Below are 13,793 nucleotides of genomic sequence, written 5' to 3' on the forward strand. Positions count from 1 at the left end.
TCATGCCCCTACAAGTACATAAAATGCATCTTTAGCCTCTGAAAAGACTAAACGAGACGAGAACGGCATCGCCGAACACTCTTGAAGCGCGCACTTCCGATTACCGCCCACATAAATCACGCATTAACTGAATATCCCTAAGTAAGGAAAGAAATTATCCGAAAAGTAGAAAAAAATAGTTCACTGCATTGAACTTCGCTACGACGATGCACGCATGCGAAGCAGGGTGGACGATACACCACTATACTGCGGTTGAAGACCGCTACCTTGTACGTTTCGAGGTAGCGGTCTTCAACCGCGATTTTATCACACTTTCCACCCCCACCGGCAGCCCGCAGGTCTGCGACCAGCGGTTAACCAAAGTTGCGACCTCCCTGAGGTCTATAAAAACACAAAATATGATATATTATATATTTTCAATATAAAATCCGCGTAATCAGTCCGTGTAATCAGTGTGATCCGCGCGGGGAGTTCTCAAAAAAGTTATTGGTGTATAGTTGCGATCCGCATGGGGGGAGTGAATGTGTCGGGTTACGGATGATACTGGACGAATGCCTCGATGGCTTCGTAGGAGGCGAGACCCAGTTCTTGATAGTGCTGTGCCAGGTTGCGGTTGCGGTTGAGTGACTGCTGCCATGCCAGGCTGCCGTCGGTGTGGTCGTGGAAGGGTGCGTCGTGCAACTGCGACTGGTATTTGAGGATGGCGTTTGACTTGTATTCAAACTCCTCTGGGCTCATGGGCACGGCCATCTCGACGCGGTCGATGTCCCACTGTCCCCACTGTCCGCGGTAGAGCCAAGTGCGGCACTGCTGCATGAAGTCCTCGTTCTTGATTTCATCTATGGCCATGAGTGCTGCGTTGGTGGCACGCATGTGGGTGCCGAAGGGGTCGGTAAGGTCGTCGGCAACGAAAATCTGGTGCGGGCGCACTTTCTCGATTATGTCTCGCAGGATGACGCTGTCGGCGGCGGTCACCTTGCCGCGCCCATTGGGATCGCTTGTGTAGAACGGCAACGACACCTCGTGGATGTGGTCGGTGGCAACTCCCATGTGGTTGCATGCCATGATGCCCTCGCAAGTGAAAATCTGCCCTTTGAAGAACCGCACGTCCTCGTTGTCGGGTTCGCCAGGTGTCTTGTTGATGATGGACTGCATGATTGAGTTCATGAGGCGGCTTATCTCGTCCATATAGTAGCCGCAGTGGTGTGCCATCTTCTCGTTGACCATGAGGCCGCGCAGTGCATTCTCGTCCTCCACAGCCACGTCGCCGCTAGTCTGGAACACCACGTGCACGTCATGTCCTTGCTGCACGAGTCGGCGCAGTGTGCCGCCCATCGACACCACGGCATCGTCGGGGTGGGGGCTGAACACGAGCACACGCTTGGGGTAGGGGGTAGCGCGCTCGGGGCGTGACGAGTCGTCGGCATTGGGCTTGCCGCCGGGCCAGCCGGTGATGGTGTGCTGCACGTCGTTGAACACTCTGATGTTCACTGCATAGGCGCTGCCAAATAGGGCCACGAGCTCGCTCAGTCCGTTGTCGTTATAGTCTTTGTTGGTGAGTTTGAGGATGGGTTTGCCGGTCTGCTTGCACAGCCACACGATGGCGCGGCGTGTGAGGTAGTCGGTCCACTCACACGAAGTCACTTTCCACGGCAGGCTGATGCGTGTGAGTTGTGACGCTGCCTCCAGGTCAGCCACAATCTTCACGTTGTGGTGCATCTGCAGGAACGATGCGGGCACTTGCTCGCCCATGCGTCCCTCCACCACGTCGAGCAGCGGCGCTGCGCTGCTCTCGCCCCATGCTACGCCTATGATGTGGCTGGCACTCATGATGTTAGAGATGCCCAGGGTGACGGCTGTGAGCGGTGCGGTGTCGCACTGGAACGCCTCGGAGAGGTGTGCGCGGGCCTTGTTGCCCAGCAGCATGAGCCGGCACGACGAGTTGCTGGTGCTTCCAGGCTCGTTGAGCGCCATCGAGCCGTTCTTGGTGATCTCGCACACCACGAGGTCGAGACCGCCATATTCGTCGATCTCGGTCTCATAGGCACGGCACAGCTTGTGCACGTTTTCCTTTGTCGCCTCGTTGCTGAATGTGTGGATGTTGTTGGGGTCTATGTCCACCTTGTTGAACAAGCGTTGCTTGAGTCGGTTGAACGTGCTGCGTTGCTCGTCGCTAGTCACCACGCCCAGTTCCAGCTCGCTCAAGTTGAACGCCACCACGCTGGCGAAGCTCACCTTGTCGGCAAAATAAAGTTTGACGAGCTGGTCATACACCTCGAGCACGCATTTGCCGGCACCGAGGCCTATCACGCAGCGGCCTTTCTCCTTGACGCAGCGGTCAATGGTTTCGGCTATGTCGAGTGCAGCGTCGAGAGCGCCTTCGGCATGAGTCTCGACGACTTTGGTATATACTTTTTCAAAACGGGTGAGCGACGCTAGTTCCAGTTCGCTCTCGGGTTTATAGTAACGCTTTGACACTTGGTCAAGCTGTATTTTAGAAGTTAAATTTGCCTTCATTAGGTGTGAATAGAGTTGTTAGCATGCAAAGGTACGAAAAGTTAGGCAATTACCAACAAGTTAATGCTTTTTTTTGCTCACGTGACCACTATTATTACTGAAAAGGATGCGCCTTTTCTTTGAGGTTATCTGCATCTAATTCGTATTTAACGTGGTGGCGCTGCGCTTGAAATACACTGAAAATAAGCTGAAAAATCACTATTTTCCTGATAAACAAACTACAGATTACGCAGATTGAACAGATTAATTTGTTTTTCTCTCTGTGACCTCTGTGCTGTAACAATTCAGCAATGGAATTTTTTATGTGTCAACAGGTTACATCACCGGCCAAGCGGGATTCCCCCACCATTTACTTGGCCATGAATGCTTCGACGTCCTGGGGATGGTAGGGGATGCGCTCTTTGCCCAGGAAGCGGCATCCGTCGGCAGTGATGAGGAGGTCGTCCTCGATGCGTATGCCGCCGAAGTCCTTGTAGGTCTCCAGCATGTCGAAGTTGAGGAACTCGGCGCAGTGTCCGCTGGCGCGCCAGTCGTCGATGAGTGCCGGGATGAAGTAGATGCCGGGCTCGTCGGTCACCACGAAGCCTTCTTGCAGGCGTCGGCCCATGCGCAGGCAGTTGGTGCCGAACTGGTCGAGGCGGGGACGGGTTTCCTCGTCAAATCCCACATAGATCTGGTCGAGGCCTTCCATGTCGTGCACGTCCATACCCATCATGTGACCCAGGCCGTGAGGCAGGAACATCGCGTGGGCACCGGCGGCAACAGCCTCGTCCACGTCGCCCTTCATCAGGCCAAGTTCCTTGAGGCGCTCGGTCATGAGCCTGCACACTGCCATGTGCACGTCCATGTACTTGACGCCGGGTGCTGCCACCTTGAGCGCCAGGTCGTGGCACTCCTCGACGATGCTATAAATCTCGAGCTGGCGCTGCGAGAACTTGCCGCTGACAGGCATGGTGCGGGTGTGGTCGCTGCAATAGTTGTTCACGGTCTCGGCACCGCAGTCACACAGCGCGAGTCGTCCGTCCTCGAGCAGGGCAGTCGAGGGGTTGCCGTGCATGATCTCGCCGTGCTGCGAGAAGATGGTGGCAAAGCTCACCTTGGCGCCGTAGGAGTTGGCGATGCCGTCGATCTGGCCGCCTATGTATTTCTCGCTCACGCCGGCCTTGACCAGCTTCATGGCTGTGGTGTGCATCTTGTAGCCTATGGCGCAAGCGCGTTCTATCTCCTCGATTTCCTCGGCCGTTTTCACGCTGCGCATCGCTATCACTGCCATTCTGAGCTCGTGAGAGCAAGCCTTGCGCTGTTCGCTGGGATGGATGCCCAGCAGGTCCATGATCTGTATCATGTTGTCGTGGCGATAGGGGGGCAGGAAGTGCACGGTGCGGCCCTTGGCGCGAGCCTCGTCCACAATCTCCTTGAGCGTGCTCATGGGAGCACTGTTCTCTACGCCCACCTGCGCAGCCATGTCGGCCACGGCGTCAACCGAGCCATACCACACGATGTCCTCGATGTCGATGTCATTGCCCACAAGGATTTCCTTGTCGTTGTCCACGTCGATCACGCCCACCAGCCCGTCGCGGTTCTGGCCGAAGTAGTAGAGGAATGTTGAGTCCTGGCGAAATGGCGAGTAGCCGTTGTTGGGGTAGTTGCAGGGCGACTCGTTGTTGCCAAACAGCAATATCACACCGCTCTTGACGAGCTTTTTCAGCTGGGCGCGACGGCCCACATAGGTCTCTTTGCTAAACATATTATCGTGTAGTTTTGGGGTTAATATTCTTTCAAAATGTAAAGTTAGCAATAATTAGCGTAAACACAAGCGTAAATGCAAAATTTCTTTATAGAAGAGCAGGTTTGCGGTTGAAGACCGCCACCTTGTACGTTTCGAGGTAGCGCACTCGTGCGACCACGCACCTATCGGCGCGATTAATACTTTATTCATGTGCAAGACAGTAAATTACAACTTGCTAAACATGAGTGATATATTATATGTTTTCTGTTTAAAAACCGGTGAGATCAGTGAGATCAGCGCGGGGAGTTCTGGTGTATAGTTACTTTTAATCGAAACCTGCTTAATCTGAAAATATAATTCCCTTATTTTGTTAAATTGTGGTTTGTTTTCCCGTCTGTTAGGGCATGGCTCGTGCCAGGAGCAGTAGGATGCGGGCCCGGTTGAGCCGCCATGCCGTGTCGTAGTGCGTGCCTTCGCTGCCGTAGAATTGCAGCAAGGCATAGTTGGCCAGCAGGTCGGTGATTGTGCCGCTCATCGCCTGGGTGTGGCAGTCCATGGTGGCAGGCAAAGCGAGTGTTATGGTAATATTACCACGGTCGAGGTGCGGGTTGAAGTTCCACGAGTCGATGTATCCGCTGATGCGTGTGCGCAGGTCGGCGAGGCCGTCCTCAATGCGCATTTCGAGCATGCGGGCATTGTCGGGGGTGAGGAGTTTCACCTCGGGCTGGTAGGACGCATGCCATGCGCTCTCGGCATAGATGCGGTTGAGGATGTTGTCAAGGTCGATTGTGATTTTCATAGCAAGTGTTTTTTGATGTTGGTGTTAATGTGACGGATGTGATGGTAGGCATACTGCGGTGTGACGAAGAAGCGCGACGCGCGGCAGTTGTCGATCACAAACTGCACTGCGCTGTTGAGGGATATTCCTTTGCAATCAATGAGTTGCTTTACCTTACTGGCAATCTCTTCCCACATGAGCGCTTGCAACGATGGCTTGACGATGTTGCGCCCCGAGGACAGCATCCTGCCCACGACCACCAGGGCGCGCTCGATGCTCACGTGGTAGTGCGGACGGCTGTTGAGCACGGTGAACTCAACGGCTGCCCTGCGCGGCGAGGGCACCCCTCGCTCAATCATGAGGTCGAGCACTTGCCTGTAGGTTTCTAGGAACTCGTTGTCGCGTCTCAAGCGTGCCCGGTGCTTGCCGCTGATGCCGGTGTCGCCCGAGAAACTGTAATGTGTGTGTTGTTTCATTTCAAATTAATTATTAAATTCAAGGTGTGTGATTGGTTGTTGCGTAGCTACGATTGCGAGTGCAAAGTTACAACAAAAAATGGTAAAATGCAAATAAATTAAGGTAAATCCACAATTTTGTGCCATCATAGGGACTGTCCCTTTGATGGCGTTCCCGTGGAGTATAGAATCTGGTGATGGGAAAAAAGAAAAAAACATAAATAAACCGCTGTGTAAGAGAAGATGGCTTTCGCCCTTGCTGTCGCGGTTGTCATCATCATCGTCTTTGTGGACTTTTTGGCCGTTTTTCTAGATTTTAGCGATAAAAACTTGGGCGTTTGCAAAATAATTGCTAACTTTACCACAATATAATAATAACAGGTGTCGAGGGCACCACAAAATACACTAAACAACTATGAAAGGTAAAATGAAATTCGGCTTGAACATCCCCACCCAACTTGTGTTTGGCGCGGGGGAACTCAGGAACTTGTCAACCTTGCCTCTTCCTGGCAAGAAGGCTCTCATCGTTATCTCGGCAGGCACATCAATGAAGCGCCTGGGTTATCTCGACCGCCTCGTGGAGCAACTGGGCAAGGCTGGTGTTGAGAGCGTTGTGTTTGACAAAATATTACCCAATCCCATTAAGTCACACGTCATGGAAGGTACAGCCCTGTGCCTTGCCGAGAAGTGTGACTTTGTTATAGGCTTGGGCGGCGGCAGTTCTATCGACAGCGCAAAGGCTATCGCCATCACCGCTCACATGGGCGGCGACTTCTGGGACTATGTTCATGGCGGCACTGGCGGCGGCAAGAAGGTGACCGGTGCACTGCCCATCGTGGCCATTCCCACTACTGCCGGCACAGGCACCGAGATCGACCTGTGGGGCGTGGTGACCAACGAGGAGACTCAAGAGAAGATGGGTTTCGGCTCACGTCACATCTTCCCCACGCTGGCCATCGTGGATCCCGAGCTCATGCTTTCTATTCCTCCCGCGCTCACCGCTTACCAGGGTTTTGACGCCTTTTTCCACGCAGCCGAGGGCTATGTGGGCAAGGCACACACTCCCATCAGCGACCTCTACGCACTCGAGGCAGTGCGTCTGCTCTATAAGTATCTTCCCGTGGCAGTGGCCGACGGCAACAACCTGTGGGCTCGCACCAAGGTGGCTTGGGCTAGCACCCTTGCCGGCATGGTGGAGAGCACCAGCAGCTGCACTGGCGAGCACGCTATGGAGCACGCGTTGAGCGCGCTTCACCCCGAACTGCCCCACGGCGCAGGACTCATCGCTCTCTCGGGCGCGTACTTCAAGACCTTCAAGAACGACTCGATGAAGCGCTACATGAAGATGGCCGAGAAGATGACACAGCACAAGGCTGCCCGTCCCGGCGACTTCCTCGACGCGCTGGCTATCATGAAGCGCGAGTGCAAGGTGGATAACCTGAAATTGAGCGACTGGGGTGTGACAATGGCCGAGGTGGATGCGCTGGCCGACAAGACTATCGCTACCGGCAGCGCTATGCTTGACCTGGATCCGCGTTTCCTCACTCGCAATGAGATTGCCGATATCTTTGTAGAGACTATTCGCGAGGACTAATATTTCAATCATATAGTAGTATGGGCGGCACGTGTCGCTCATACTCTTTTTTTCATAAAGCTTCTAAACGAAAAACTTCCCCGAGTTCCCCGAGTTCCCCGAGAGGGAAAACTGAAAGAAATTATCCGAAATTATTCAAAATTTTTTATTTCTGTTCTTTCTGTCTTAAAAAGAACTCGCAGCAAAAATTTCTTTTAATTTCTTATAATTTCTTTCAGTCAAAGAACCCAACAATTAAATCATTAATCTTTAATCTTTAATCTTTAATCTTTAACCACTATGAACACTAAAGACATCACAACACTCAAGTTGCAAGACATTCCTCCCATCTCTCGGGGAATGAAGTACTATGACGGCGAGATATACTTTGCCGACAACATCACGTCGCTGCCCGAAATAGCCTCGGTGTTTCGCGTCAATTTCATCGTGCTCCTCTTCTGCGTGGAGGGCGAGGTGCGTGTGCACATCAACGAGAAGGAATACACCATCACCCAGCACGACGCCCTCTTTGCTGGCCTGAACTCGCTGGTGTCGGTCGATTACATGAGCCCCGACGTGTCGTGCAAACTGTGTGCCATCAACTCGCAGCTGGCGTTCTCGCTCATCAGCAAGGGTCTTGCCGAGGCCATAATCGACTTGCAGGACAATCCTGTGATACCGTTCACGCCCGACGAGGTGCAGCTCATGGACAAGTACTACGAGCTTGCCGACTTCAAGATGACGCACCCGGCATTCTCGCAGAAGGAGACCGTGGCAAGCCTGCTCAAGGCGTTTGCCATCGACTTGCTGTCGCTCATCGAGCGTCACACCACGCGCGATGAGAGCATCTTGCGCCAGGGCGACAAGCTGTACAGGCGTTTCATGTATCTCGTTGCCAGCAATGCCGACGGGCACCGCAGCGTCAAGTCCTATGCCGACCAGCTGTGCGTCACGCCCAAGTATCTCACCAGCGTGTGCCGCCAGCACTCAAGCCGCTCGGCAAGCGACATCATCACTAACAGCCTCGTGTCACGCATCAAGCAGATGCTGCTTTACAGCGACATGAGCGTGAAGGAGATTGCCACGATGCTCAACTTTGACAACCTGTCGTTCTTCGGGAAGTTTGTCAAGAAACAGCTGGGCCATTCTCCTGTCAACTACCGCAAGCTGAATCACTACGGGGTGTAATTTCCTAGATAAAACCGCACAAGGAAAATCATGCTTTTGTGTTCGGTTTTCAACCATCAAAACAAGAAATGTGTGGCAAAATGGACGAATTTTGACCTAAAAACGACGTTTTTTAGTTAATTAGGGTTAAAATTACCATAATTATTTTGGCACCATTGTGCTATTTCAAAAAATACAATTACCTTTGCATTGGTTTTTCATGGTATTAGATTTTAAGTATGCAAAAAGATAGTTGTCGTGAGACAACTATTTTTTGTTTTTACGCCCGTCACGTCTTTCTCCGGTTGGTGAGATGCACGGTCCATAACAGAGTATGGGATTTCACCAATGGAACTCCCCGCGCGGATCTCACTGATTACACTGATTTTTTTCATTGAAAATATATATATTGTGGATTTTTTAGACCTCAGGGAGGTCGTAACTTAGGTTAACCGCTGGTCGCAGACCTGCGGGCTGCCGGTGGAGGGGGTGAAGTGTGACAAAATCGCGGTTGAAGACCGCTACCTCGAAACGTGCCAGGTGGCGGTCTTCAACAGCAGTATAGTGTGTCGCGTTTACCCTGCCCTGCCTTCGCTTGCGCACAGTTAGGACAGGGTTATGTGCAGAACGCAGTTCTGCGTGTCGGCTTTCAGCCTCTCTTTGCCTTATGCTTTGTGCGAGAGAAAGATTTCATTAGGTCTGGGCGGGGACTCTGCAAAATTCTATTGCTGAATAGTTGCCACTGAAAATACACTAAAAATTAACAAGAAATTTATTCCTTGTCAACATCCTCATGTTACACAAAAGTGTTAGCAACAATATTCCTAATTTATTGTTGTCCGGTAAAAAAGAAAATATTTTTATTATGATTTTTATGCTTCGCTTAGATATTGTTGACAGTTAGGCGGCAGGTGAAATCAGGGATTTTGTTGTTGCGAGGTTTCTTCGCTTGGCCTGCCTAGCAACTCGAATGTATCGACATAGACCTCGGTGATATAATGCTTGATGTTGTTGCGGTCGTCGTATGTGCGGGTGCGCAGCTTTCCCTCAAGGTATATGAGCGAGCCCTTGTGCAGGAAACGTGCCGCGTTCTCGGCGTTGCGTCCCCACAGCACGATGTTGTGCCACTCGGTGCGCTCGGGGTATTGCATGCCGTTGGCGGCAGTGTAGGCATGCTCTTTGGTTGCAAGTCGGAATGACACGACTATCTGCCCCTGTGCCGGGTAGCGCACATCGGGTTCGCCGCCCAGGCGTCCCACTAATATCACTTTGTTTACTGGCATGTTGCTTTTGTTTTAGTGGTTATTGTTCTGTTCAAGAGATGAAACGTGCGAAGAAAGCTTTTGCCTCGTCGTGCGTCACGCCTTCTCGCAAGATTGCAAACACGGTGTCGGCGCCAGCGATGGTGCCCAGGATTTCGTGGCTGTGGCTCATGTCGATGTCATAGGCCAGCCCGGTGGCATAGCCGTTGCGGGTCTTGATCACGGCAAAGTTGCCCGAGAACTCAATCGACGTGGGACCCACGTGATGGGCTGCGGTAGAACTTGCCTGGCCGTGCTCAAGCATCTTGTTGTGGATCTCATTGCTGTCGGGGATTATGTACATATAACCTCCGTTCTCGGTGGGAACCTTGGTGGCACGAAGCGTCTTCAGGTCACGAGACAAAGTTGCCTGTGTGACTTCGACGTCATTTTCAAGCAACATCTCGCACAGCTCGCTCTGGCTGCTTATGCAGTTGCCGTTAATCAATTCAACGATGAGTTGAACTCTGCTTTTTTTCTTTTTCACAAATAAACTATAGTTTTGTGCAGCAATCAATGCAGCTGCTCATTATAAAATCATTAAACCTAGACGAATCCTTAATACCGTATGTTATAATTGCACTATTGTTTGTATCAAAGAAAGGGGGCGGGACATCAGGCCTTATCAATAAATCTTTAAAAAAAAGCCAACAACAAGTTGTGTTGTCGGCTTTTTAAAGTAGTGACCCCGGTGGGACTCGAACCCACGACCCATTGATTAAGAGTCAATTGCTCTACCAGCTGAGCTACGGAGTCATGCGTCATTTCGCATTTGCGATTGCAAAGGTACTGCTTTTTTTTGAATTGGCAAGCAAAAATCGAAAAAAATATTCACTTAATGTGATTTTTTTTCAATTTTCACTTCCTCGCGCGCGCGTACATAATATAATATTTAAATTGCCTTTTTGCACAAGCTATTGCCAGTGTGCGACTATTGTTGTATCTTTGCAACGAAATTAAACCTCTTGCAGTTATGTTGAAAGAAAATACAATAAAAATCTACGAAAAGAGTTTTATCGACAACTGGGAGTTGCCTGCATTGAGCGACTATAACGCTAATACCACGCTCACCTATGGCGACTTTGCACGTAACATTGCCCGCCTGCACTTGCTCTTTGAGCAATGCGGCATCAAGCAGGGCGACAAGATAGCCCTGATAGGCAAGAACACGCCCAACTGGGTGACAGTGTTCTTGAGCACCATCACCTATGGTGCCGTGATAGTGCCCATCTTGCAGGATTTCAACCCTAACGATGCGCAGCACATCATCAACCACAGCGAGGCGGTGATGCTGTTCTCGAGCAAGAGCATATGGGACACGCTCGACTTTGACCAGCTGCTCAACGTGCGCGCTGCCATCTCGCTCGACGACCGCAAGCTGCTGGCCGAGAAAAACGGCGAGGAGGTGAGCAAGCATCTCTACGGCCTGACCCGCGCGTTCAACCGCAGGTACAAGAACGGTTTTTACCGCAACGACATACGCTATGCCGACATCCCCGGCGACCAGCTGATGGAGATAAACTACACCTCGGGCACCACAGGATTCAGCAAGGGTGTGATGATCACCGGCAACAACATCTGCGGCAACCTGGTGTATGGCATCAGCTCTGGCTTGTGCCACAAGGGGTCGCGCCACCTGTCGTTCCTGCCGCTGGCCCATGCCTATGGCTGTGCCTTCGACATGCTGTGCCCGCTGGCTGCTGGCTCTCATGTCACTCTGCTGGGGCGCATCCCTTCGCCCAAGATCCTGGTCAAGGCGATGAACGAGGTGAAGCCCAACCTTGTGATATGTGTTCCTCTCGTGCTTGAGAAGATTTATAGCAAGATGATTGTGCCCATGATAAGCAAGGGCATGCTGCGCTGGGCGCTGGCTGTGCCATTCCTGGACAATCGCATCTATGCCCAGATACGCAAGAAACTCATCGAAGCATTCGGCGGCGAGTTTGAGGAAATCATCGTGGGCGGCGCTGCATTCAATGCCGAGGTCGAGGATTTCCTCTACAAAATCAAGTTTCCTTTCACCGTGGGCTACGGCATGACCGAGTGCGCTCCGCTGGTGAGCCACACGCCGTGGCGTGAGTTTGTGCCCCATAGTGCCGGACGCGTGCTCCCTGGCATCATGGAGTGCAAGATCGACAGCGAGGACCCCGAGAACAAGCCCGGTGAGATATGCGTGCGTGGCGAGAACGCGATGATGGGATATTTCCACAACGAGGAAGCTACCCGCAACGTGATCGACGAGGATGGCTGGCTGCACACTGGCGATATGGGCACATTGAGTGCCGACGGCACGGTGTTCATACGCGGACGCCTCAAGACCATGCTATTGAGCAGCAACGGACAGAACATCTATCCCGAGGAAATCGAGGCGAAGCTCAACAATATGCTCTATGTGAACGAGAGTCTCATCGTGGACCGCGATGGCAAGCTCGTTGCCCTTGTCTATCCCGACTATGAGGTGATGGACCAGCTGGGCGTGTCGCCGCAACAGCTCCCGGAGCAGATGGAGAACGTCAAAACCGAGCTCAACAAACTCGTGGCACCCTATGAACGCATCGCCAAGATCGAAATCGTGCCGCAGGAATTTGAGAAAACACCCAAAAAGAGTATCAAGAGATACCTCTACAGGTAAAGAAAGTGCGCGAGTGTTTGTACCGTTTTTTATCAAAAAAAACATGCTTAACAACACAAATCGCCCTCTTGTAACACTATTTAACATTTCGAGATTAAACCAAATGAAACTTGTGTAATTAATTGTTAGTTAAAGTGTTGCAAAGTGATTTAAGATAAAAAATGGCAAAAAAACGGAAAATCGGTAAATTTTATCACAAAAAAAAGTGCTAAAAAAAATTTGCAATTGAAAAATTTGATATAAATTTGCATCGATTTTCAAACAGATAACAAATTGTTTTATTATTTAAATTTATTTCAAAAATGAAGAAGTTAGTTTTATTACTTGCTGTTGTATTTGGTGTATCTTTCGTTTCTTGCGACAATGCTGACAAGGCTGAGGCTGCTGCTGATAGCGCTGTAGATAGCACTGTTGTTGAGGACACTACTGCTGCTCCCGCTGACAGCGCAGTTACTGTTGACAGCGTTGCTGCTGATTCAGTTAAGTAATCAGTATCCCTGCGAAGCAGAGACATCAAAACAACAAACGAAGAGTTTGGGACTGTTCACCCGCGAGGGTGGGACAGTCTTTTTTTTGTCCTTGATAGAGGAGAATAGAGGAGGATAGATAACTATTGAAATCTATAGAGGGCTATAGTAATCTATAGGGGACTGGTGTTTCTATCGTGAGGTGTTGAAATAAGTGAGCCCCGTCTTGGTGTGGACGGGGCTCGCTATTATTGGTTGGGGGATATGCTTTTTACAGCTTCATGCTCTGGGGGTCGAGATTCTCACTCTCGATGTCCTTGAAGTAGCGGTAGGTGCTCACTTTGAGTTCCATCACGGCGTTCTCGTCGGCGATGATGACTGCCTTGCGGTGCATTTGCAGTGCGCTCAGTGTGCACATGTGTGACACGCCGCCCTCGACTGCTGCCTGCAGCGCGCGGGCCTTGTTGTAGCCGTTCACGATGATCATCACGCTCTTGGCTGCCATCACGGTGCCTACGCCCACGGTGAGCGCTGTCTTGGGCACCTTGTTCACGTCGCCTTCAAAGAAACGGCTGTTGGCGATGATAGTGTCCTGGGTGAGGGTCTTCTGGCGGGTGAGTGAGGTGAGCGACGACATGGGCTCGTTGAAAGCGATGTGTCCGTCGGGGCCTACGCCGCCCATGAACAGGTCGATGCCACCGGCCGCAGCGATGCGGGCCTCATAGTCGGCACATTCCTTCTCCAGGTCCTCGGCATTGCCGTTGAGGATGTTCACATTCTCGGGCTTGATGTCGATGTGAGAGAAGAAGTTGTTCCACATGAATGAGTGGTAGCTCTCGGGGTGTTCCTCGGGCAGACCGCAGTACTCGTCCATGTTGAATGTGATCACATTCTGGAACGACACCTTGCCGGCCTTGTTAAGTTCGATGAGTTTCTTGTACATTCCCAGCGGTGAGCTGCCGGTGGGGCAACCCAGCACAAAGGGTTTCTCGGGGGTGGGGTTAGCTGCTTTGATGCGCGATGCGACATAGCGAGCTGCCCATTCAGATACCTGCTCGTAGTTAGGTTCGATGATTAGTCTCATGAGTTTATGTACTTTTTTTGATATTTATTATGTATCAGAGTTATTCTTCACTGCAAAGTTAGTCAAATTAATCCACATTTCTCATTATTT

11 protein-coding genes and 1 tRNA gene are annotated in these 13,793 nt (G+C 51.4%); 4 read left to right on the plus strand and 8 right to left on the minus strand.

Going from position 1 to position 13,793, the window contains the following annotated elements; genetic code table 11:
• Positions 1-531: 531 nt before the first annotated feature.
• The 4 genes from ACKI3C_RS12760 to ACKI3C_RS12775 all read right to left on the minus strand — a co-directional run bounded on the left by ACKI3C_RS12760 (position 532) and on the right by ACKI3C_RS12775 (position 5,500).
• Positions 532-2,517, minus strand: coding sequence for a PIG-L family deacetylase (locus ACKI3C_RS12760; protein WP_407405669.1), 1,986 nt, complete (start codon positions 2,515-2,517; stop codon positions 532-534).
• 349 nt (positions 2,518-2,866) lie between these two features.
• Entirely contained in the window at positions 2,867-4,264 is a 1,398-nt protein-coding gene (locus ACKI3C_RS12765; protein WP_407405671.1) for an aminopeptidase P family protein, read from the minus strand.
• A gap of 379 nt (positions 4,265-4,643) precedes the next feature.
• A complete protein-coding gene (locus ACKI3C_RS12770; RefSeq protein ID WP_407405673.1) occupies positions 4,644-5,045 on the minus strand; it encodes a hypothetical protein in 402 nt (133 codons plus the stop codon).
• Positions 5,042-5,500, minus strand: a complete 459-nt coding sequence (locus ACKI3C_RS12775) for a hypothetical protein (protein ID WP_407405675.1) — start codon at positions 5,498-5,500, stop codon at positions 5,042-5,044. The genes ACKI3C_RS12770 and ACKI3C_RS12775 overlap by 4 nt, the downstream gene beginning before the upstream one ends.
• A 394-nt stretch (positions 5,501-5,894) precedes the next feature.
• On the opposite strand from ACKI3C_RS12775, the gene ACKI3C_RS12780 reads away from it, so the two are divergent.
• Positions 5,895-7,073, plus strand: a complete 1,179-nt coding sequence (locus tag ACKI3C_RS12780; protein ID WP_407405677.1) for an iron-containing alcohol dehydrogenase — start codon at positions 5,895-5,897, stop codon at positions 7,071-7,073.
• Between the two features lie 279 nt (positions 7,074-7,352).
• On the plus strand, positions 7,353-8,240 hold the full coding sequence (locus ACKI3C_RS12785; RefSeq protein WP_407405679.1) for a helix-turn-helix domain-containing protein: 888 nt from the start codon (positions 7,353-7,355) through the stop codon (positions 8,238-8,240).
• An 896-nt stretch (positions 8,241-9,136) separates the two neighbouring features.
• Here ACKI3C_RS12785 and ACKI3C_RS12790 read toward each other — a convergent pair.
• The 3 genes from ACKI3C_RS12790 to ACKI3C_RS12800 form a co-directional block, all read right to left on the minus strand.
• The gene (locus ACKI3C_RS12790) at positions 9,137-9,502 is read right to left on the minus strand and encodes a single-stranded DNA-binding protein (RefSeq protein WP_407405681.1); all 366 of its coding nucleotides are present in this window, start codon (positions 9,500-9,502) and stop codon (positions 9,137-9,139) included.
• Between the two features lie 31 nt (positions 9,503-9,533).
• Entirely contained in the window at positions 9,534-10,007 is a 474-nt protein-coding gene (locus ACKI3C_RS12795; protein ID WP_407405683.1) for an arginine repressor, read from the minus strand.
• A gap of 196 nt (positions 10,008-10,203) precedes the next feature.
• Positions 10,204-10,276: transfer RNA gene (locus ACKI3C_RS12800), tRNA-Lys, on the minus strand.
• A gap of 217 nt (positions 10,277-10,493) precedes the next feature.
• Here ACKI3C_RS12800 and ACKI3C_RS12805 point away from each other — a divergent pair.
• The gene (locus ACKI3C_RS12805; RefSeq protein ID WP_407405685.1) at positions 10,494-12,152 is read left to right on the plus strand and encodes an AMP-binding protein; all 1,659 of its coding nucleotides are present in this window, start codon (positions 10,494-10,496) and stop codon (positions 12,150-12,152) included.
• A 302-nt stretch (positions 12,153-12,454) separates the two neighbouring features.
• Entirely contained in the window at positions 12,455-12,640 is a 186-nt protein-coding gene (locus tag ACKI3C_RS12810; protein WP_407405687.1) for an entericidin, read from the plus strand.
• 250 nt (positions 12,641-12,890) lie between these two features.
• Here ACKI3C_RS12810 and nagB read toward each other — a convergent pair whose 3' ends face one another.
• On the minus strand, positions 12,891-13,703 hold the full coding sequence (nagB, locus tag ACKI3C_RS12815; protein ID WP_407405689.1) for a glucosamine-6-phosphate deaminase: 813 nt from the start codon (positions 13,701-13,703) through the stop codon (positions 12,891-12,893).
• Between the last annotated feature and the right edge of the window lie 90 nt (positions 13,704-13,793).

The organism is Sodaliphilus sp. (assembly GCF_045598405.1).
In the GTDB taxonomy this organism is placed as follows: Bacteria; Bacteroidota; Bacteroidia; order Bacteroidales; family Muribaculaceae; genus Sodaliphilus; species Sodaliphilus limicaballi.